Here is a 19,621-nt window from a genome sequence, read left to right as displayed (position 1 = left end):
CGTTACCACAGCGCCACCGTATAGCTGACGATCAGCCGATTCTCATCCAGGTCATTACCAAAATTCGAGCGCACCGTCGCGTTGCGCCATTTCAAGCCCAGCCCCTTCAACGTGCCGTCTTGCACCACATAGGCAATGTCCGTGTTGCGCTCCCATTCCTTGCCTTCGCCTGCGGCGCTGCGCTGGACGTTGTCGCCACTGATGTATCGAGTCATGAAGGTCAGCCCGGGCACGCCAATGGCCGCGAAGTTGTAGTCATAACGCGCTTGCCAGGAACGTTCGTTGATGTTGGCGAAGTCGCCGATCTGCACGAAGTTGACCAGGTACGGATCGCTGCGGCCGATGTAGGGGAACGGATCGTCGCCGCTCATGCGCTGATAGCCCAGGCCCACGGCATGGCCCGCCAGGCTGTAGGTGAACAAGGCGCCGAAGGCCTGGTTGTCGAGATCGCGGAAGCTGCCGTCTTCGGCGCTGCGCGAGTAACGCACGTCACTCTTGAATGACTGGCCTGCGCCCAGGTCCAGGGTGTGGACGAACCCGAAATAGTTTTGCTGGTAGATATCCTGCAACTGGCTATAGCGGTATTGCGCCGTGAGGTTCGGCAGGAACTGATAGTCCGCCCCGGCGAACTGGAACTTGTCACTGCTGCCACCGATACGGTTGGCGGTCATGTCCTGGTAGTCGGTGGAGTCGACAAAGTTGATCTGCGTGAGTTGCCCGGCAGTCAGCTTCAAACGATCGATTTCCTGCACGCTCAGCAACCCACCCTTGAACGTTCCCGGCAACAGGCGCGTGTCGTTGGAACTCACCGCCGGGTCCTTGATCTGCAACGTCCCCAGTTTCAAGGTGCTATTGGACAGGCGCACCTTGGCGGTCAGGCCCAATTCGCCATAACGGTCCTGGGAACCGCCAGACAAATCCGCTGGCAACAGATTGGTGCCGGCCGTGCCGCCGCCGGAGTCCAGCTTGAAACCGGCCATGCCCAAGGCATCGAGGCCGAAACCCACGGTCCCGGCGGTGTATCCCGATTCCATCCGCAGCAGAAAGCCCTGGGCCCATTCCTCGGCCTTGTCCCGTGCCCCTTCCTGGCGAAAGTCGCGGTTGAAGTAGTAGTTGCGGGCCTCCAGGCTGCCTTTGCTGTCGGCGATGAAGTCAGCCTGGGCGCACGGCACGCCGATCAGGCTCAGGCTGAGCAAGGTGCCCGCCGAGGTGCAGGTCCATCGAGGGAATGTGGCATGTTGCATGGCGCGCTCCTTTTATGGGCGCGAGCGAACCCGCCAGGGCTGTGCGCACGCCTCGTTATTGTTGTCATGGGGATACCGGCGCAATGGGCCTGCGTCGTGGAGCGGATTCTTGGTGCCGGATCCGCGCAGCGTCAAACGGGAAAAAAGCCGGATCGGGCATAAGAAAATTTGATGCGCCCGATGGCCCGATCTGGAGTAACAATTGCAATCAATAAGAACTACACGTCCCCAGAGAGCCTTCATGAACCTCAAATTCCTCGAAACCTTCGTCTGGGTCGCCCGGCTGCAAAGCTTCAGCCTCACCGCTGAGAAGATGTTCAGCACCCAGGCGGCGATCTCCAGCCGGATCGCGTCACTGGAAGAGGAACTGGGCTTGCGCCTGTTCGTACGGGATTCGCGCGGCGTCTCGCTGACACCCGAAGGCCTCAAGGTGCTCGATTACGCGCAACAGATGCTCGACGTCCAACGGGCGCTGAAGCAATCACTGGACACCAGCAGCCCCCAGCAAGGCCTGGTGCGCATCGGCGTGATGGATACGGTGATCCACACCTGGCTCAGCCCATTGATGTCGATGCTGATGCAGGCCTTTCCCGCCGTGGAAATCGAAATCACCGCCGATGCCGCACGCAACCTCTGTGAGCAATTGCAGAAAGGCTACCTGGACATCGTGTTCCAGACCGATCTGGTGCGCCACGAAAGCGTGCGCAATCTGGAACTGGGGCACTACCCCATGCATTGGATCGCCGCCAGCCAGTCGATCTATGCCCGACCCTATGGGTCGTTGGCGGAGATGGCCAGCGAGCGCATCATCACCTTCGTCAAGCATTCGCGCCCGCATCAGGACGTGCTCAACCTGCTGTACGCCCATGGCGTGAGCGCGCCGCGGGTCAGTTGCGTCAATTCGGTCTCGGCCATGACCCGGCTGATTCGTGACGGTTTCGGCATCGGCGCCTTACCGGCCGCGCTGGTGGCCAAGCCCCTGGCCAGCGGCGAATTGATCCCGCTCGAACCCGGTATCGCCCTGCCCCAACTGGACGTCGTTGCGTCCTGGCGCGCTGGCGTCGGCCTGGAGTTGATCGAGAACATCGTCCAGATGAGCCGCCAGGTGGTCAGCCAGTACGCCGTCGATGTCGGGCCGTTGCGCATGGTGGCCGCCCCCGGCCTGAACAGCCAGGCGCCTCTCGAATAACTTTTAGTTGTCGCGGGGTACCAATATTCCTTGTTGGACGTCCTCACCACGCTGTTCTCAAAGTAGCGAACGAACACTTGGAGAACCCGTGATGACGTCCTTCGAACAACTGCAGCAATGCACGCCTCTCGTCCTGCGCCAAAGCATCGCCGCCGGCCAGTACCAGGGCCATACCAGCGGCCTGGGCCAGGGTCGCGTGCAAGCCAATATCGTGATTCTGCCCGGCGACTGGGCCAATGAATTCCTGCGCTACTGCACCCTCAACCGCCAGGCCTGCCCGGTGCTTGACGTGACCGAGCCAGGGGATCCGTTCTTCCGCAACCTGGGCGCGGCCATCGATATCCGTCATGAAGTGCCTCAATACCGGGTCTATCGCCACGGCGAGTTGAGCGAGTCGCCGCTGGACATCGAACACCTGTGGCAGGACGACCTGGTGGCCTTCGCCCTCGGTTGTTCGTTCTCCTTCGAACAACCCTTGCTGGAGGCCGGCATCCGTTTGCGGCACATTGAACTGGGACGCAATGTCGCGATGTTCCAGACCAACATCGACACGCGACCCACCGCCCGCCTGTCTGGCAAGATGGTGGTGACCATGCGGCCGATGAAAGCCGCCGCGGCCATCCAGGCGATCCAGATTACCGGGCGCATGCCCAATGTCCACGGCGCCCCGGTGCACATCGGCGATCCATCACTGATCGGCATTCAATCCCTGGACACGCCGGACTACGGTGATGCCGTACCGGTGGAAGCGGACGAGATCCCGGTGTTCTGGGCCTGCGGCGTGACGCCTCAATCGGTGGTCCAGGCCTCGCGTCCACCGCTGTGCATCACCCACGCCCCGGGTTGCATGCTGGTGACGGACTTATGGAACAGTGATTTGTAGGCCTCGAACGAGGCTGCTTTGCGACTTGAAGGGATCCACGATGAATACTGCTCAGTTCTCGATTCAACAGTACATCCGTGCCAAGGACGGCAACCGCCCGCACCTGCTGGACCAGGCCTTTACAGCGGCTGCCATCCTGGACATGGTCGTGCACACCGGCGCCATCACGTTTCCCGACCACGTTGAAGGCCGTGCCGCCATTGGCGATGTGCTGGTCAGGCGCTTCGGCCAGACCTTCGAAAACGTCTACACGTTCTGCCTGGCCGCCCCTCCGCCGGCAAACGCCGAGGCGTTCCAGTGCAAATGGCTGGTGGCGATGTCAGACAAGAACAGCGGCGAGGCGCGTGTCGGTTGCGGCCTGTACGACTGGCAGTTCGATCCGCAGTCGCAACGGGTCAAGCGATTGACCATCACCATAGAACACATGAAGACCCTGCCGGCGACCGATCTGCCGATGATCATGGCCTGGGTATCAAGGTTGGACTATCCATGGTGCCGGCCCGAGGCGATTATTGATAACGCGCCGGATTTGGACGAATTGCTAGAGGTAGTCCGCTGCTTGGCTAATACCGGAGCAGTGAAGAAAATGAAGCCCGCCTAGGCAATTGTGACGAGGGGATTTCTCTGTGGGAGCAAAGCTTGCTCGCGATGCAAAGGCCTCGGTTCCTAGGGAGACCGCGTTATCTTCATCGCGGGCAAGCCTTGCTCCCACCGGGTGGGGTTACTCCCGTCGCCATTGTTTCTATGCGCCCATGACTGTCCCAAGGAACCGCCCCCAGTGAACATCAAGTTTCTCGAAACCTTCGTCTGGGTTGCCCGCCTGAAGAGCTTTCGCCTCACCGCGGAAAAGCTGTTCACCACCCAGGCCTCCATTTCCAGCCGGATCGCCGCCCTGGAAGATGAAATGGGCGTGCGCCTGTTCGTGCGCGATTCCAAAGGGGTGTCGCTGACCTCCGAAGGCCAGCGCGTGCTGGAATACGCCGAGCGCATCATGGACACCCTGCAAAGCATGAAAGCCGTGATCAAGGATCCGCGCCAGGTGCGTGGCCGGATCCGTATCGGCGCGATGGATACGGTGATCCACACCTGGCTTAGTCCCTTGGTGACACGCCTGATGGAATGCTACCCGGCCCTGGAGATCGAACTGTCGGCCGACACCGCGAGCAACCTCTGTTCACAGCTGGAAAAAGGCTACCAGGACATCATTTTCCAGACCGACATCCTGCGCCTGGACAGCGTGCGCAATGCGTTGCTGACCCGTTATCCGATGCACTGGGTGGTGCGCACCGGCTCCGCCTATGACCGAACCTATGGGTCACTGGAAGAACTGTCCCAGGAACGCATCGTAACGTTCTCACGCAACTCACGGCCTCACCAGGACATCCTCAACCTGCTGCACTCGGCCAACATCGTCTCGCCACGCATCAACTGCGTGAACTCGGCCTCGGCCATCACCCGCCTGGTTCGCGACGGCTTTGGCATCGGCGCCATGCCCGCGGCGCTGGTGGTCGGCGAACTGGCCCAGGGTACATTGACCTTGGTGGACGGCGTGCCGCTGCCATCGGTCATGGACATTGTCGCCAGTTGGCGGACCGGCGCCGGAATGGAGCGAGTGGAAGACATCGTCAGCCTGACCCGGGAGGTGGTCGGCGAGTTCGTCGCGCAACTGCCAGCCGCGTACCGATTGGCGGGGCAAGACTTCAGCGGACTGTAAGTGAACTGCAATATCCCCGACTTATTCTGGACCAAGCGCACTGCGGCGAACGCTGGTTGTGCATGTCGCTCGCTCGGAATGATCCAGGGAATCCGCCATGAAGATCAGTGTATTCGGAAGTGGTTACGTAGGGTTGGTGCAAGCCGCCGTGTTGGCGGAGGTGGGCCATGACGTGGTGTGCATGGACATCGACGAGCGCAAGGTCGACAGCCTTCGGCAAGGCCAGGTGAGTATTTTCGAACCCGGCCTGGCCGCGCTGGTGCGCGAAGGGCTGGAGGCCGGGCGTTTGCACTTCACCTGTGACGAACAGCTTGCCGTGCAACACGGCCAGGTACTGTTTATCGCCGTGGGTACGCCCTCCCGGGACGATGGCAGTGCCGACCTGAGCCAGGTGCTGGCCGTTGGCGAGGCTGTCGCCCGTTATCGCGAGCAACCGCTCATTGTGGTGGAGAAGTCCACCGTGCCGGTGGGCACCGGTGACGTTCTGCGGGCGCACATCGACAGATACCTGCTCAAGGCCAGTCGCTTGCTGCAGTTCGATATCGTCTCCAACCCCGAATTCCTCAAGGAAGGCTCGGCCGTCGCCGATTGCCGTCGTCCGGATCGCATCGTGATCGGCTGCGAGCGCGATGAAGTGCGCGAAACCATGCGCGACCTGTACGCACCGTTCAACCGCAATCACGATCGAGTCCTGTTCATGGACCTTCGCAGCGCCGAGCTGACCAAATACGCGGCCAACGGCATGCTGGCGACCAAGATCAGCTTTATCAACCAGATCGCCGAGCTGGCCGAACACCTGGGGGCCGACATCGAGTCCGTGCGCCTGGGCATCGGTGCCGACTCGCGCATCGGTTACCACTTCATCTACCCGGGATGCGGCTACGGCGGCTCGTGCTTCCCCAAGGACATGCGCGCCCTGATCCACACCGCCGAGCAGGCGCACTGTTCCAGCGACCTGCTGCAAGCGGTGGAAGCCATCAACGGTCGGCAGAAACACAAGCTGTTCGAGCGGATCAACGCGTTCTACCAGGGCGACCTGCGCGGCAAGACCTTCGCGCTGTGGGGCCTGGCCTTCAAACCCAACACCGACGACATGCGCGATGCTCCGAGCCGCACCCTGCTGGAGTCGCTCTGGGCTGCGGGAGCCAGTGTCCGCGCCTTTGACCCCGAGGCGATGCAGCAGACGCAACTGCTCTATCCAGACGAAACCCGACTCATGCTGATGGGCACGCCGGAATCGGTGTTGCCAGGGGCCGACGCGCTGGTCATCTGCACCGAATGGCAGCCCTTCAAGGCGCCGGACTTCGAGCTGATCCGGCAGCGACTCAAGGCCCCGGTGATTTTCGACGGGCGCAACCTGTTCGACCCCGAACGCATGGCCGACAAGGGCTTTACCTATTTTCCCATGGGCCGCGGCCAGTCACGCAACCTGCCCATTGCCCAGCAAACGTGGTTCCCCGCCTCAAGAAGCGCTTGAGCCTGACCGTTACCTCAAAATTAATGCACTCAACCAGCATTAATATGAATTTGTAAGCAAGGGTTGTGACCGGCACACTGTGCACCGTTCCTCCCCCAACTGTTGGAACACTTAAAGGGCTTTCTGGGATTTTCCCGTAAGCCCCTTTTTTTGTTCGTTTTTTGGATTCTCGCTAAATGCTTTCTCGCTGGTTTCCCGCCGCTATCAATACCCGCCCCACCGAATGGAGTCGCGCCGCCCTCGGCATGGCCCTGGGGACGATGTTCAGTGTCTGGCTATGTGGCCAGGTCTTTGGCCTTGAGGTGGCGCAACACCTGATCGGCCCCCTCGGCGCTTCGGCCGTGTTGTTGTTTGCCGTGTCCTCGGGTGCCCTCGCCCAGCCCTGGTCGATTGTCGGCGGCTACCTGTGTGCGTCGGTCGTGGCACTGCTGGTGGCCCATGTATTGGGGCGGACGCTGGGCAGCGCCTGCCTGGCGGCCGGCATGGCGCTGGTGTTGATGTGCTGGCTGCGTTGCCTGCACCCACCGGCAGGCGCCCTGGCGGCGACTTTGGTGCTGGCGGATCCGTCCATCGTTGCCCTGGACTGGCAGGCGGTCGGCGCGGCCATGTTGGCCGGCTCCGGGTTGCTCGCCTGTGCGCTGGCCTACAACAACCTGACGCGAGTGCGCTATCCCAAGCGCGCCAGCGAACCGGCGGCCGTCATACCGGCTGACCACCCTCCCGTCGACCGCCAGGCCATCACCGCCGAAGACCTGAAATTGGCGCTGGCGGAAATGGAGGCCTTCTTCGACGTCACCCCGCAAGATCTCGAACAATTGATCCAGGCCAGCGAGCGAAACGCCAGGCGCCGCAGCATCGCGGAGGTGCTTTCCGGTCGCGGTTGAGCCTGTGGCTGCTATAAATATGCAGACAGGACCTGCACGTATCCCGGTTGTGCAAGGCAAATTTGCACTGGTACGATCCTGAACGGGTACGCGCGACACCATTCGTAAAAAACAATAAAAGCAGGGAGTTAGCGATGACAGCTCAGGTTTCATCCCAAGCTGCGGAAACCATGGAAACCGTGGCCAATGAGGTGCTGGTCGACGTTCGCAATCACATTGGCCACTTGACCCTGAACCGCCCCGCCGGCCTCAATGCCCTCACCCTGGGCATGGTGCGCAGCTTGCAGCAACAACTCGATACTTGGGCACTCGACCCACACATTCGTGCGGTGGTACTGCGTGGCGCGGGCGACAAGGCCTTCTGCGCCGGCGGTGATATCCGCTCGCTGTACGACAGCCACAAGCAGGGCGACACCCTGCATGAAGATTTCTTCGTCGAGGAATACGCCCTCGACCTGACGATCCACCATTACCGCAAACCGATTCTCGCCTTGATGGACGGCTTCGTGCTGGGCGGTGGCATGGGCCTGGTGCAAGGCGCCGACCTGCGGATCGTGACCGAACGCAGTCGTCTGGGCATGCCGGAAGTCGCCATCGGCTATTTCCCGGACGTGGGTGGCAGTTATTTCCTGCCGCGCATTCCTGGTGAGCTGGGGATCTACCTGGGGGTCAGCGGCGTACAGATCCGTGCCGCCGACGCGCTGTACTGTGGGTTGGCCGACTGGTATCTCGACAGCCGCAAACTCAAACAGCTCGATGAGCGCCTCGATAGGCTGGAATGGCACGACACGCCGCTCAAGGACCTGCAAAGCCTGCTGGCCAAACTCGGCCAGCAACAACTCCCTGCGCCCCCCCTGGCCGATTTGCGGCCGGCCATTGACCATTTCTTTGCCCTGCCCGATGTGCCAAGCATGGTCGAGCAGTTGCGCCAGGTCACCGTCGTCAACAGCCACGAATGGGCGCTGAAGACCGCAGACTTGCTGGAGAGTCGCTCGCCCCTGGCCATGGCCGTGACCCTGGAAATGCTGCGGCGCGGTCGGCATTTGAGCCTGGAAGACTGTTTTGCCCTGGAACTGCATCTGGACCGGCAATGGTTCGAACGCGGTGACCTGATCGAAGGCGTGCGCGCCTTGCTGATCGACAAAGACAAGAACCCGTGCTGGAACCCGCCGACCCTGGAGGCGCTGGACGCCGACCATGTGGCGAGTTTCTTCGACGGCTTCGACGACCACGGGAACTGAGCCATGCACGACCTCGAACTGACCGAAGAACAAGTGATGATCCGCGACATGGCCCGGGACTTCGCCCGTGGTGAAATCGCTCCCCATGCCCAGGCGTGGGAAAAGGCCGGCTGGATCGACGACGGCCTGGTGGCAAAGATGGGTGAACTGGGCCTGTTGGGGATGGTGGTACCGGAAGAATGGGGCGGCACCTACGTCGATTACGTGGCCTATGCCCTGGCGGTGGAGGAAATCTCCGCGGGCGACGGTGCCACCGGGGCGCTGATGAGCATCCACAACTCGGTGGGTTGCGGGCCGGTCCTGAATTTTGGCACCGATGAACAGAAACAGACCTGGCTGGCCGAGCTCGCCAGCGGCCAGGCCATTGGCTGCTTCTGCCTGACCGAGCCCCAGGCCGGTTCCGAAGCCCACAATCTGCGCACCCGGGCCGAACTGCGCGATGGTCAGTGGGTCATCAACGGCGCCAAGCAGTTCGTCAGCAACGGCAAGCGAGCGAAATTGGCCATCGTGTTTGCGGTGACGGATCCGGAGCTGGGCAAAAAAGGTATTTCGGCGTTCCTGGTGCCCACGGATACGCCCGGGTTCATCGTCGATCGCACCGAACACAAGATGGGCATCCGCGCTTCGGACACCTGCGCGGTCACCTTGAGCAATTGCACCGTCCCCGAGGCCAACCTGCTGGGCGCGCGTGGCAAAGGTCTGGCCATCGCTTTGTCCAACCTGGAAGGCGGTCGCATCGGCATCGCGGCGCAAGCCTTGGGTATTGCCCGCGCGGCATTCGAAGCGGCGCTCGCCTACGCCCGCGATCGCGTCCAGTTCGACAAGCCGATCATCGAGCACCAGAGCATCGCCAACCTGCTGGCGGACATGCACACCCGCATCAACGCCACCCGCCTGCTCATCCTCCACGCCGCCCGCCTGCGCAGCGCCGGCAAGCCATGCCTGTCGGAAGCCTCCCAGGCCAAGCTGTTTGCCTCGGAAATGGCCGAGAAAGTCTGCTCCTCGGCCATACAGATTCACGGTGGGTACGGGTACCTCGAGGATTACCCGGTAGAACGCTATTACCGCGATGCGCGGATCACCCAGATCTACGAAGGATCGAGCGAGATACAGCGGATGGTCATCGCCCGGGAACTCAAGCACTACCTGGTGTAACAGCAGGAAAAGCATCGCGAGCAAGCTCGCTCCCACAGGGTTTGATGGCGTACACAGATGACGCGTACACCCCAAATCCAGTGTGGGAGCGGGCTTGCTGGCGAAAGCGGTAGGTCAGTCACTTCCATGCTGGATGTGCCGGCGTCTTCGCGGGCAAGCCCGCTCCCACAGGGTTTGATGGCGTACACAGATGACGCGTACACCCCAAATCCACTGTGGGAGCGAGCTTGCTCGCGATGGCGTCAGTCGGAACGCCGCCTTACTTATCCTGAAACTCCGCCGCGCGCTTGGCCACGAATGCCGCCATGCCTTCTTTCTGATCCTGCGTCGCGAACGCCGCGTGGAATACCCGGCGCTCGAAACGTACGCCTTCGGACAGGCTGACTTCAAACGCGCGGTTGACGCTTTCCTTGACCATCATGCTGATGGGCACCGACTTGGAGGCGATCAACGCTGCGGTTTTCAGCGCATCGTCCAGCAGCTCATCGGCCGGTACGATCCGCGCAACGATGCCGCAGCGCTCGGCTTCTACCGCGTCGATAAAGCGCCCGGTCAGGCACATTTCCATGGCTTTGGCCTTGCCCACCGCACGGGTCAGGCGCTGGGTGCCGCCCATGCCCGGCAGCACGCCGAGGTTGATTTCCGGCTGGCCGAACTTGGCATTGTCGCCGGCCAGGATGAAGTCGCACATCAACGCCAGCTCGCAACCACCGCCCAAGGCAAAACCGTTCACCGCCGCGATGATCGGCTTGCGACGGTTGGCCACGCGGTCGCTGTCGCTGAACAGGTCGTCCAGGTAGATCTGCGGGTAGGTCAGCTCGGCCATTTCCTTGATGTCGGCACCGGCGGCGAAGGCTTTTTTCGAGCCCGTCAGCACGATGCAGCCGATCTTCGGATCCGCCTCCAGGCTATCCAGCGCCTGGTTCAGCTCGCTGACGATCTGCGCATTCAAGGCGTTCAAGGCCTGTGGACGGTTGAGGGTGATCAGGCCGACGCGGTCCTTGATCTCCAATAATATCGTTTCATAGCTCATGCAGGACTCCTGTTCAAAGATTGCGCGAAATGACCATGCGCTGAATGTCGCTGGTGCCTTCGTAGATCTGGCAGACCCGCACGTCGCGGTAGATGCGCTCCAGCGGGAAGTCGTTGAGGTAACCGTAACCGCCCAGGGTTTGCAACGCCATGGAGCAGACTTTTTCAGCCATTTCCGAAGCGAACAGCTTGGCCATGGACGCCTCCACCAACGCCGGCTGGCCGCTGTCCCTCAGGGCGGCGGCGTAGTGCACCATTTGCCGGGCCACGGCGATCTGGGTCGCCATGTCGGCCAGGCGGAACGCCACGGCCTGGTGCTCGATGATTGGCTTGCCGAAACTGGAGCGCTCCCGGGCATAGTCCCGGGCCGCTTCGAACGCGGCGCGGGCCATGCCCACCGCTTGCGCCGCGATGCCCACCCGTCCGCCTTCCAGGTTCGCCAGGGCGATCTTGTAGCCCTCACCCTCCTCGCCCAGGCGATTGCCCATCGGCACCTTCACCTCCTCGAAAAGGATCTGGCAGGTGTCGGACGCATGCTGGCCGAGTTTGTCTTCGACCCGCGCCACGCTGTAACCCGGCGAATCGGTCGGCACGATGAACGCACTGATGCCACGCTTGCCGGCGCTCGGATCGGTCACCGCAAACACAATGACCACCCCGGCGTTCTGCCCGGAGGTGATGAACTGCTTGCAACCGTTGAGCACGTAATGATCGCCCTCCAAGCGCGCCCGCGTCTTCAGGCTGCTGGCGTCCGAACCGGCCTGGGGCTCGGTCAGGGCAAACGCGCCGAGCATTGCGCCGCTGGCCAGGGGCGTGAGGAATTTCGCCTTCTGCTCATCGTTGCCGAACTTGAGGATCGGCACGCAACCCACCGAGTTGTGCACGCTCATGATGGTCGAGCAGGCGCCATCGCCAGCGGCGATTTCCTCCAGGGTCATCGCATAGGCCAGGTAACCGGTGTCACAGCCGCCCCACTGTTCCGGCACCAGCATGCCGAAAAAGCCCAGCTCGGCCATCTCAGCGATGGCTTCCCGGGGGAAACGGTGCTCGCGGTCCCATTCGGCCGCGAACGGTTTCAGGCGCTCCTGGGCGAACTGCCGGGCCATGTCGCGGATTTGGGTCTGTTCTTCAGTCGGGAGCATGGTGGTTCCTTAATACAGGCATTCAACGGCCATGGCCGTGGCTTCGCCGCCGCCAATGCAAATGGCCGCGACGCCGCGCTTCAAGCCTTTCTGGCGCAGGGCCGACAGCAGGGTCACCAGGATCCGCGCGCCAGACGCGCCAATCGGGTGGCCCAGCGCACAGGCGCCGCCGTGAACGTTGACCTTGTCATGAGCGATTTCCAGCTTGTCCATGGTCACCAGCCCCACCACGGCAAAGGCTTCGTTGACTTCGAACAGGTCGACCTGATCCAGCGTCCAACCGGTCTTTTGCATCAGTTTCTTTACGGCACCAATCGGCGCGGTGGGAAACAGGCTCGGGGTATCGGCGAACGCGGCATGACCATGGATCACCGCCAGAGGCTTGAGGCCACGTTGGACCGCTTGGCTCTGGCGCATCAGCACCAGGGCTGCGGCGCCATCGGAAATGGAGCTGGAGTTGGCCGCCGTCACCGTGCCGCCCTCGCGGAACGCCGGCTTGAGCGAAGCAATCTTGTCGATCCGCGCTTTGGGTGGCTGCTCGTCGTGGCGAATGGTCACTTGTTCCTTGCCGACCATGACCTGCAACGGCACGATCTCGGCGTCGAAACTGCCGTCCTCGATCGCCTGCTGGGCGCGGGTGGTGGACGCAATGGCGAAGGCGTCCTGGGCCTCGCGACCCAGGCCATTGGCCTCGGCGCAATCTTCGGCGAAGGTGCCCATCAGCCGACCTTTGTCGTAGGCGTCTTCCAGGCCATCGAGGAACATGTGGTCAAGCACCCGGCCATGGCCCATGCGGTAACCGCCGCGGGCGCGGTCCAGCAGGTACGGGGCGTTGGACATGCTCTCCATGCCGCCGGCCACCACCACCTCGGCACTCCCGGCGATGAGCATGTCATGGGCCAGGATCGCCGCTTCCATGCCCGAACCGCACATCTTGTTGAGCGTGGTGCAGCGGGTCGACTTGTCGAGCCCGGCGCCCAGCGCGGCCTGACGTGCCGGCGCCTGGCCCTGGCCAGCGGCGAGCACGCAACCGAACAGCACTTCTTCAACCGCACCCGGCGCGATACCGGCCCGCTCCACGGCGGCCTTGATAGCGGCGGCACCGAGTTGTGGGGCGGTGAGGCTTTTCAGTTCGCCCTGGAAACCGCCCATGGGGGTACGGACCGCGCTGACGATGACAATAGGATCGTTGGACATCATGAATCCTCCTTACTTATTTGGCTGCCATGCGCAAGGCGCCGTCGAGACGGATCACCTCGCCGTTGAGCATGCTGTTCTCAATGATATGCCTGACCAGCGCCGCGTACTCGGAAGGTTTCCCAAGACGCGGTGGAAACGGTACGCCGGCAGCCAGGGAATCACGCACCTCGGGCGTCATGCCGGCCATCATCGGGGTTTCGAAAATCCCCGGAGCAATGGTCATCACCCGGATACCGAAACGCGCCAGCTCACGGGCGGCCGGCAACGTGAGGCTGGCGATGGCGCCTTTGGAGGCCGCGTAGGCGGCCTGGCCGATCTGGCCGTCGAAGGCCGCTACCGAAGCAGTGTTGATGATCACGCCACGTTCGCCGTCGGCGTTGGCCTCGGTTTCGGCAATGGCCGCAGCCGCCAGGCGCAGCAGGTTAAAGCTGCCGATCAGGTTGACGTTGATCACCTGGCTGAAGCTGTCCAGCCCATGGGGGCCGTTCTTGCCGAGGATTTTTTCGCCGCGCACGATACCGGCGCAATTCACCAGGCCATTCAGCCCCCCGAAAGCCGTGACCGTGGCCTTGACTGCCGCTTCAGCCGCCGCTTCGTTGCTGATATCGGCCACCACGCTCTGGCAACCCAGCTTTTGCGCCTGGGCGGCCACGGCGTCGGCGTTGAGGTCCACCAGCATCACCTTGGCGCCGGCCTTGACCAGCATGTCAGCGGTGGCCGCGCCGAGGCCGGAAGCACCGCCGCTGACGAGGAAAATCTTGTTGTCGATCTGCATCATGGTTTCCTTGGGGTCAAGCTGAAACGTTCTGCGCCGCAGCCTCTTGAGCCTTGGCGATTTCCTGGTTGCGCAAGATAAAGCGCTGCAACTTGCCACTTGGGGTTTTCGGCAAGTCACTGACAAACTCGATTTCACGGGGATAGGCATGGGCCGCCAGGCGCTTGCGCACATGCAGGCGCAATTCCTCGGCCAGCTCCGGTGAGGCGCGATATTGGCTGCTGAGCACCACGAAGGCCTTCACCAACTCGGTGCGCTCCGGATCAGGCTTGCCGATCACCGCCGTTTCCACCACGGCCGGGTGTTCGATCAGCGCGCTTTCCACGTCGAACGGACCGACCCGGTAGCCGGAAGTGGTGATCACGTCGTCGCTGCGGCCGACGAAGCTGATGCTGCCATCCGGATTCAGCTCCACGGTGTCGCCGCTCAAGTAGTAGTCGCCAACGAAGGCCTTGGTCGGCGCGCCTTCGTAACCGGCGAACCAGCACATGGGCGACTGGCTGCGGTCCACCGCGAGAATGCCCGGCTGGCCCACGCCCAGCTCGCGCTGGTCTTCATCCAATACCACGATCCGGTGTCCCGGCGAGGCGAAACCGGCCGCACCCAGGTGCACCGGGTGTTCCAGCCCGTGGTGGTTGCACAGCACCATGCCCAGTTCGGTCTGGCCGTAATGGTCGTGGATCACCACGTTCAAGTTGTCGGCGAACCAGCGGATCACCTCTGGGTTCAATGGCTCACCGGCGCTGCTGACGATGCGCAGCTTACCCTTGATCGAGCGGGCAAACTGCTCGCCCCCGGCGATCAACAGGCGATACGCGGTGGGCGAGCCAGTCAGGTTGGTGATGCCGTATTTGTTGATGATCCGGCAGGTGCTGTCCAGGGTGAACGGGCCATCGTAGAAGGTAATCGGATGCCCCATGGCCAGCGGCCCGGTCACGCCAAAATAAATGCCGTAGGCCCAACCGGGGTCGGCGACGTTCCAGAAGGCGTCTTCAGGGCGCAGGTCCACCGCGTCACGGGTGTAGCTCTGGAACGCCACGATGGCCTTGAGCGGCACCGACAGCGCCTTGGCAGGTCCCGTGGTGCCGGAGGTGAACATCAGCAGGAACGGGTCTTCGCCAGTGAGCATCAGCGGTTCGCACTGGCTGGACTGGTTCGCCACTTCGGCCCAGAAACTGTAGTCGCCCCGCACGATGCCTTGGCCCTTTTCGCCGCCGACCGTGACGATGGTGGGGCAACCGGCAACTTCATTGAGCTTGGGACGGTTGACGGCGTCGGTCACGACGATCCGCGCACCCGAGCTGCCGAGGCGGTGCTCGATGGCCTTGGGTCCGAACGCGGTGAACAGCGGTTGATACACCGCACCGATACGCCAGGTGGCGAGTACGACGATCAAGAGTTCCGCGGTGCGCGGCAGCAGGCCGGCCACTTTGTCGCCCTTACCGACGCCTTGGGCGCGCAGGAAGTTGGCGAACCGTGCGGCATTGTCCTGCAGGTCGCGGTAAGTCCAGGTGGCTTCGCTGCCGTCACGGCCCTCCCAGAACAAGGCGATGCGACCCGGCAATGCATGCCGGTCGCAACACTCGACACAGGCATTGAGCGCCTCGAGCGAGCCGTGCAGCGCGGTGTTGACGGTGTGCTGGTAATCGAACTGTGACGTGGCGGACGAATAATCGCGCATGACCAGAATCCCTCTGTACTTTTTATTGGCTGGGGGAACCGTGAAGAGCAGGCAAATACTCGCGCCGAAGGGCGGTGGCGGCAATGGTCAAAGCCATCAAGTTGCTTGACTGGTTTGGCCATGGTTCGAGGGATGTATTGCCAGTCGAGCCCCTGTGGCGAGGGAGCTTGCTCCCGCTGGGCTGCACAGCAGCCCCAAAGCATTCAACTCAATTAGCCTTACACACCAGGTTGTGCGGTTCTGGGGCCGCTTCGCGCCCCAGCGGGAGCAAGCTCCCTCGCCACAGGAAGTTTTCAGCCACTACAAAGGATGCGCCCATGTGAACGAGTAAACCTTCTCCGGCGCCGGGGACTGGCAGCGCTGGTTGTCCGCATCAGGCCCCACCAGGAACCACTCGGCCCGCGAGGTATCGCCGACCCGGCGCGCCTTTTGCGGGTCGTAGCAACGCGCCAGGTCCCGCGCGGGCACCAAGGCAAAGGCCTGGGGGTGGCTGCGTAGCCAGGTGGCGGATCGTTCCAGGGACTGGCGATCATGGAAGCCAAAATGCACGATGGGCTGCTGGGCGAACAGCCAATGCCCCTCGCGCCACCCGACGAGCACCAACTCGGCATTTGAAGTCAGCTCCGCGACATCACGCATCAAGGTCTGGTGGGGGTTGATGCCTTCCCTGTAGGGCTCGATGAAGCCGCGCACAAACCAGGCGCACAACCACACCACCGTCAAGGCAGCGAATACCACCCTGCCCCTCGGACGCCGGCTGAACCAGCGGTGCAGCAGCCACGGCACAAGCGGTGCCACCAGCAGGATCAAGGCCGGCAACGCGGGAAAGATATACAGCTTGCGCTTGCCACTGCTCAGGCTGAAGAACAACAGCACCAGTACCACCCACCCCAGCAGTACCAGCACGCGTCCATCCTGCTTGAGCAACTGCCTGCGCCAGGCCGGCACCAGCCATGGCAACATGAAAAAGATCGGCAGCCAGTATTTCGGAATCACCTGGACGAAGAAGTACCAGAAGGGTTCGCGGTGCTCCCAGGCATTGGCATAACGCCCCGCCGTCTGCTTGAGCAGGATTTCCTGGGCGTACGCCAGGCTGTCGGGGCTGCCCTGCCACACGATCAGCAGCAACGGCCCAAGCCACAGCGCGATGGCGGCCAGCGCCACGACCAGCCCCAGCCACCAGGCCCCCGCCTTGCCCGGCATGGACATCAGGCCTTTCCACCCTCGACGCACCCCATAGGCGTAGGGAATCAACATCAACACCGGCAGAAACCCCACGCCTTTGCTGATGACCCCCAGCCCCATCGCCGCACAGGCCAGGTAATACCAGCGCCACGCCGGGCCGAGCATCAAATGCCGGCACAAGCCATAGATCCCCAGGATGGTCCAGAGTGCAAGAAAACCATCGATCTGCCCGGTGCGCAGGATGCTGTAGGTCTGGTAGGTGGCGAGAAACAGAAGCGCGGCGATCCCCCCCACGCGTCGCCCCCACAAGCGCCGGCCCAGGTCATACAGGCATGCGGTGGTGACGGCGCCGGCTAACAGCGCGGGCAGGTACAGGGCGACTTTCGGCAGGTGGGTCAATTGCACGAACGAGGCCACCGCCCACATGAACAACGGCGGTTTGTCGGCGTAGATTTCCCCAGCGCGATGGGGAATGAACCATGAGCCGTTCTGCAGCATCTCCAGGGCAACGCCGAGGAAGCGCTCTTCATCGACGTTCATCGGTTGGCGCCAACCCAGGCCGGCGCCCACCATGATCAAGGCCAATGCCACAAGCGCCAGAAGCTCCAGTCGCGAGGAAGACAATCGTATCCGCACCGTCTCAGCCCTTCTCGGCCAGTTCGCGGTTTTCCTGCTCGTGGTGCTTGGCGATCAACTGCAAATTGCGCAGGTAAACGATGAAGCCGAAGGACTGGCCGACAATGAACACAGGGTCTTCGCGGTAGATGGCATAGGCCAGCAACAGCGCGCTACCGATGATGCTCAAGTACCAGAAACCCACGGGTATCACGCTGCGCTTCTTGTACTCGCTATACAGCCATTGCAGGGCAAAACGCCCGGTGAAGGCCAACTGGCCGCCGAAGCCAACGACCAGCCATATCGATTCTCTGCCCATGTCACACCTCGGTTTCTTGTGCGTTGATATCCAGGCGGGTGCGTCTTATCAACCACCACACCCCGAACAGATCGACAATGCCCACCAGCGCCCGGTCGAGGTTGCCGTAGTTGGACACCCCGGCCCCGCGCTCACGGTGATTCACCGGGTGAACCAGCATCCGGCCGTTGTGCCGACGGATCAGCGCCGGAATGAAGCGATGCATGTGATCGAAATACGGCAGGCGCAGAAACGCCTCGCGCTCGATCAACTTGATGCCGCAACCGGTATCGGGCGTCTGGTCCTTGAGCAGGCTGGCCCGCAGTTTGTTGGCGAACCGCGAGGCCCAGCGCTTGCTCGCCGTGTCCCGGCGGTTGACGCGATGCCCCGCCACCAGCTTGACACCGGCGGGCGTCCCCTCCGAACCGCGCACCAGGTCGAGCATCTTTGGCAGGTCGGCCGGGTCGTTCTGCCCGTCGCCATCGAGGGTTGCCAGCCAATGCCCGCGGGCCACCTCAGCGGCGTGGTAGATCGACGTGCTTTGTCCGAGGGAGCGGGCATGGCTGAGCACCCGCAACTGGCGATAGCCACTGTCTTGCAACGCCCGCAGTTGCGCGGCAGTGGCGTCGGTGCTGCCATCGTCGACCACGATGACTTCGAAGGCCTCGTCCACCAGCGCCGCCCGCACTTCTTCCAACAGTGGAATGAGGTTGCCGGCTTCGTTCTTTGCCGGAATCAGGACCGACACATAAAGGGGTTCGTGCATGACGCTCCAGTAAAAAAGCTGAGGGGTTAAACGCGGTAATACGCGCGGTACCAATCGACAAACGACTGCACGCCGACGGGCACCGCGACCTGCGGGCGAAACCCGATGTGTTCTTCCAGCTCCCGCGTGTCCGCCCACGTGTCGACCACGTCACCCGGTTGCAACGGCAAGAAATGCTTGATCGCGGGAATGCCCAGGGCCTCTTCCAGGCACTCGACGAACTGCAAGAGCTTCACCGGAGCGCCGAAGCCGATGTTGTAGAGCTTGTGGCGCACGCCTGTTTCATTGGCCGGCGGCCGCGGCAACAACCGCACCAGGCCTTCGACGATGTCGTCGATGTAGGTGAAGTCCCGCGACATCGCACCATCGTTGTAGAGATCAATGGCGCGAGCGTTGAGGATGGCGTCGGTGAATTTGAACGGTGCCATGTCGGGCCGCCCCCACGGTCCATACACGGTGAAAAACCGCAGGCCGGTGGTGGGAATGCCGTAGAGATGCGAGTAAGCGTGGGCCATCAGCTCATTGGCGCGCTTGGTCGCCGCATAAAAAGACACGGGCTGATCCACCGGATCGGTGGTGGCATAGGGCAACTGGTCGTTCAAGCCATACACCGAGCTGCTCGAGGCGAACACCAGGTGCGCCGGCCGGTGGGCACGGCAGGCTTCCAACACGTTGAGGAACCCCACCAGGTTGCTTTGCGCGTACAGGTCGGGATTATCGATGGAATAGCGCACGCCAGCCTGGGCCGCCAGGTGGACGACGTACTCGAATGGGGTTTTCGCAAATACATCCAGCAGCGCCTGCTTGTCGGCCACATCCAGCCGCAAGAAGCGGAAGTTACTGTACTCAGCCAACAACGCCAGCCGTGCCTGCTTCAGTTCGACGCTGTAGTAGCTGTTGAGGTTGTCGATGCCGATGACCTGATGGCCCTCGCTGCACAACCGCCTGGCGGTATGAAACCCGATGAACCCAGCAGCACCAGTGACCAGTACGCTCATACGCAGCCCAAAACGGTCACTTGCATACATTACCCTGATGGATGGCCCGGCTTTTCCGGCGCCTGCACAGGCTTGTATCAAAGAAAAATGACGGTTTTATGAGCGTGTCAGCTTGCCAGGCGAAAGTCCCTGTGGGAGCGAG

At 62.4% G+C, this 19,621-nt stretch carries 18 protein-coding genes; 8 read left to right on the top strand and 10 right to left on the bottom strand.

Annotation, left to right across the window (positions count from 1 at the left end; translation table 11 throughout):
- Positions 1-2: 2 nt before the first annotated feature.
- Positions 3-1,244 carry an OprD family porin gene (locus J4E53_RS10985; RefSeq protein ID WP_103308725.1) on the bottom strand — a complete coding sequence of 414 codons (1,242 nt, stop codon included), beginning with the start codon at positions 1,242-1,244 and terminating at the stop codon, positions 3-5.
- A gap of 241 nt (positions 1,245-1,485) precedes the next feature.
- Between J4E53_RS10985 and J4E53_RS10980 the strand changes: the two genes are divergently transcribed.
- The 8 genes from J4E53_RS10980 to J4E53_RS10945 all read left to right on the top strand — a co-directional run bounded on the left by J4E53_RS10980 (position 1,486) and on the right by J4E53_RS10945 (position 9,787).
- Complete coding sequence (locus J4E53_RS10980) at positions 1,486-2,433, top strand: LysR family transcriptional regulator (protein WP_060742300.1); 948 nt, start codon at positions 1,486-1,488, stop codon at positions 2,431-2,433.
- Positions 2,434-2,524: 91 nt separating this feature from the next.
- Positions 2,525-3,316: a putative hydro-lyase gene (locus tag J4E53_RS10975; RefSeq protein ID WP_060742299.1), complete on the top strand. Its 792-nt coding sequence runs from the start codon at positions 2,525-2,527 to the stop codon at positions 3,314-3,316.
- Positions 3,317-3,356: 40 nt separating this feature from the next.
- Positions 3,357-3,917 carry a hypothetical protein gene (locus J4E53_RS10970; protein WP_103308724.1) on the top strand — a complete coding sequence of 187 codons (561 nt, stop codon included), beginning with the start codon at positions 3,357-3,359 and terminating at the stop codon, positions 3,915-3,917.
- Positions 3,918-4,094: 177 nt separating this feature from the next.
- Positions 4,095-5,030 carry a LysR family transcriptional regulator gene (locus J4E53_RS10965; protein WP_103308723.1) on the top strand — a complete coding sequence of 312 codons (936 nt, stop codon included), beginning with the start codon at positions 4,095-4,097 and terminating at the stop codon, positions 5,028-5,030.
- A gap of 97 nt (positions 5,031-5,127) precedes the next feature.
- The gene (locus J4E53_RS10960; RefSeq protein WP_103308722.1) at positions 5,128-6,507 is read left to right on the top strand and encodes a UDP-glucose/GDP-mannose dehydrogenase family protein; all 1,380 of its coding nucleotides are present in this window, start codon (positions 5,128-5,130) and stop codon (positions 6,505-6,507) included.
- 176 nt (positions 6,508-6,683) lie between these two features.
- The gene (locus J4E53_RS10955; RefSeq protein WP_060742295.1) at positions 6,684-7,391 is read left to right on the top strand and encodes an HPP family protein; all 708 of its coding nucleotides are present in this window, start codon (positions 6,684-6,686) and stop codon (positions 7,389-7,391) included.
- 134 nt (positions 7,392-7,525) lie between these two features.
- Positions 7,526-8,632, top strand: a complete 1,107-nt coding sequence (locus J4E53_RS10950; protein WP_103308721.1) for an enoyl-CoA hydratase/isomerase family protein — start codon at positions 7,526-7,528, stop codon at positions 8,630-8,632.
- Positions 8,633-8,635: 3 nt separating this feature from the next.
- Entirely contained in the window at positions 8,636-9,787 is a 1,152-nt protein-coding gene (locus tag J4E53_RS10945; RefSeq protein ID WP_092164474.1) for an acyl-CoA dehydrogenase family protein, read from the top strand.
- A 259-nt stretch (positions 9,788-10,046) separates the two neighbouring features.
- Here the strand turns inward: J4E53_RS10945 and J4E53_RS10940 are convergent, their stop codons facing one another.
- The 9 genes from J4E53_RS10940 to J4E53_RS10900 form a co-directional block, all read right to left on the bottom strand.
- The gene (locus tag J4E53_RS10940) at positions 10,047-10,820 is read right to left on the bottom strand and encodes an enoyl-CoA hydratase (protein WP_024617255.1); all 774 of its coding nucleotides are present in this window, start codon (positions 10,818-10,820) and stop codon (positions 10,047-10,049) included.
- A 13-nt stretch (positions 10,821-10,833) separates the two neighbouring features.
- Positions 10,834-11,961 (bottom strand): acyl-CoA dehydrogenase, encoded by a 1,128-nt coding sequence (locus tag J4E53_RS10935; RefSeq protein WP_103308720.1) that lies wholly within the window; start codon positions 11,959-11,961, stop codon positions 10,834-10,836.
- A 9-nt stretch (positions 11,962-11,970) separates the two neighbouring features.
- A complete protein-coding gene (locus J4E53_RS10930; RefSeq protein WP_060743213.1) occupies positions 11,971-13,158 on the bottom strand; it encodes an acetyl-CoA C-acyltransferase in 1,188 nt (395 codons plus the stop codon).
- A 16-nt stretch (positions 13,159-13,174) separates the two neighbouring features.
- Positions 13,175-13,936 carry an SDR family NAD(P)-dependent oxidoreductase gene (locus J4E53_RS10925; RefSeq protein ID WP_103308719.1) on the bottom strand — a complete coding sequence of 254 codons (762 nt, stop codon included), beginning with the start codon at positions 13,934-13,936 and terminating at the stop codon, positions 13,175-13,177.
- A 16-nt stretch (positions 13,937-13,952) separates the two neighbouring features.
- The gene (locus J4E53_RS10920; RefSeq protein ID WP_103308718.1) at positions 13,953-15,617 is read right to left on the bottom strand and encodes an AMP-binding protein; all 1,665 of its coding nucleotides are present in this window, start codon (positions 15,615-15,617) and stop codon (positions 13,953-13,955) included.
- 300 nt (positions 15,618-15,917) lie between these two features.
- Complete coding sequence (locus J4E53_RS10915) at positions 15,918-17,375, bottom strand: glycosyltransferase family 39 protein (RefSeq protein ID WP_177431705.1); 1,458 nt, start codon at positions 17,373-17,375, stop codon at positions 15,918-15,920.
- Between the two features lie 67 nt (positions 17,376-17,442).
- Positions 17,443-17,736: a lipid-A-disaccharide synthase N-terminal domain-containing protein gene (locus J4E53_RS10910; RefSeq protein ID WP_103308716.1), complete on the bottom strand. Its 294-nt coding sequence runs from the start codon at positions 17,734-17,736 to the stop codon at positions 17,443-17,445.
- A 1-nt stretch (position 17,737) separates the two neighbouring features.
- On the bottom strand, positions 17,738-18,481 hold the full coding sequence (locus J4E53_RS10905; protein WP_103308715.1) for a glycosyltransferase family 2 protein: 744 nt from the start codon (positions 18,479-18,481) through the stop codon (positions 17,738-17,740).
- 26 nt (positions 18,482-18,507) lie between these two features.
- A complete protein-coding gene (locus J4E53_RS10900) occupies positions 18,508-19,479 on the bottom strand; it encodes an NAD-dependent epimerase (protein ID WP_103308735.1) in 972 nt (323 codons plus the stop codon).
- Positions 19,480-19,621: the final 142 nt, after the last annotated feature.

The organism is Pseudomonas sp. FW305-28, from assembly GCF_017351395.1.
GTDB classification, from domain to species: domain Bacteria; phylum Pseudomonadota; class Gammaproteobacteria; order Pseudomonadales; family Pseudomonadaceae; genus Aquipseudomonas; species Aquipseudomonas fluorescens_AA.
Note: the sequence above shows the minus strand (reverse complement) of the source record. Positions and strands in the feature narration are given on the sequence as shown.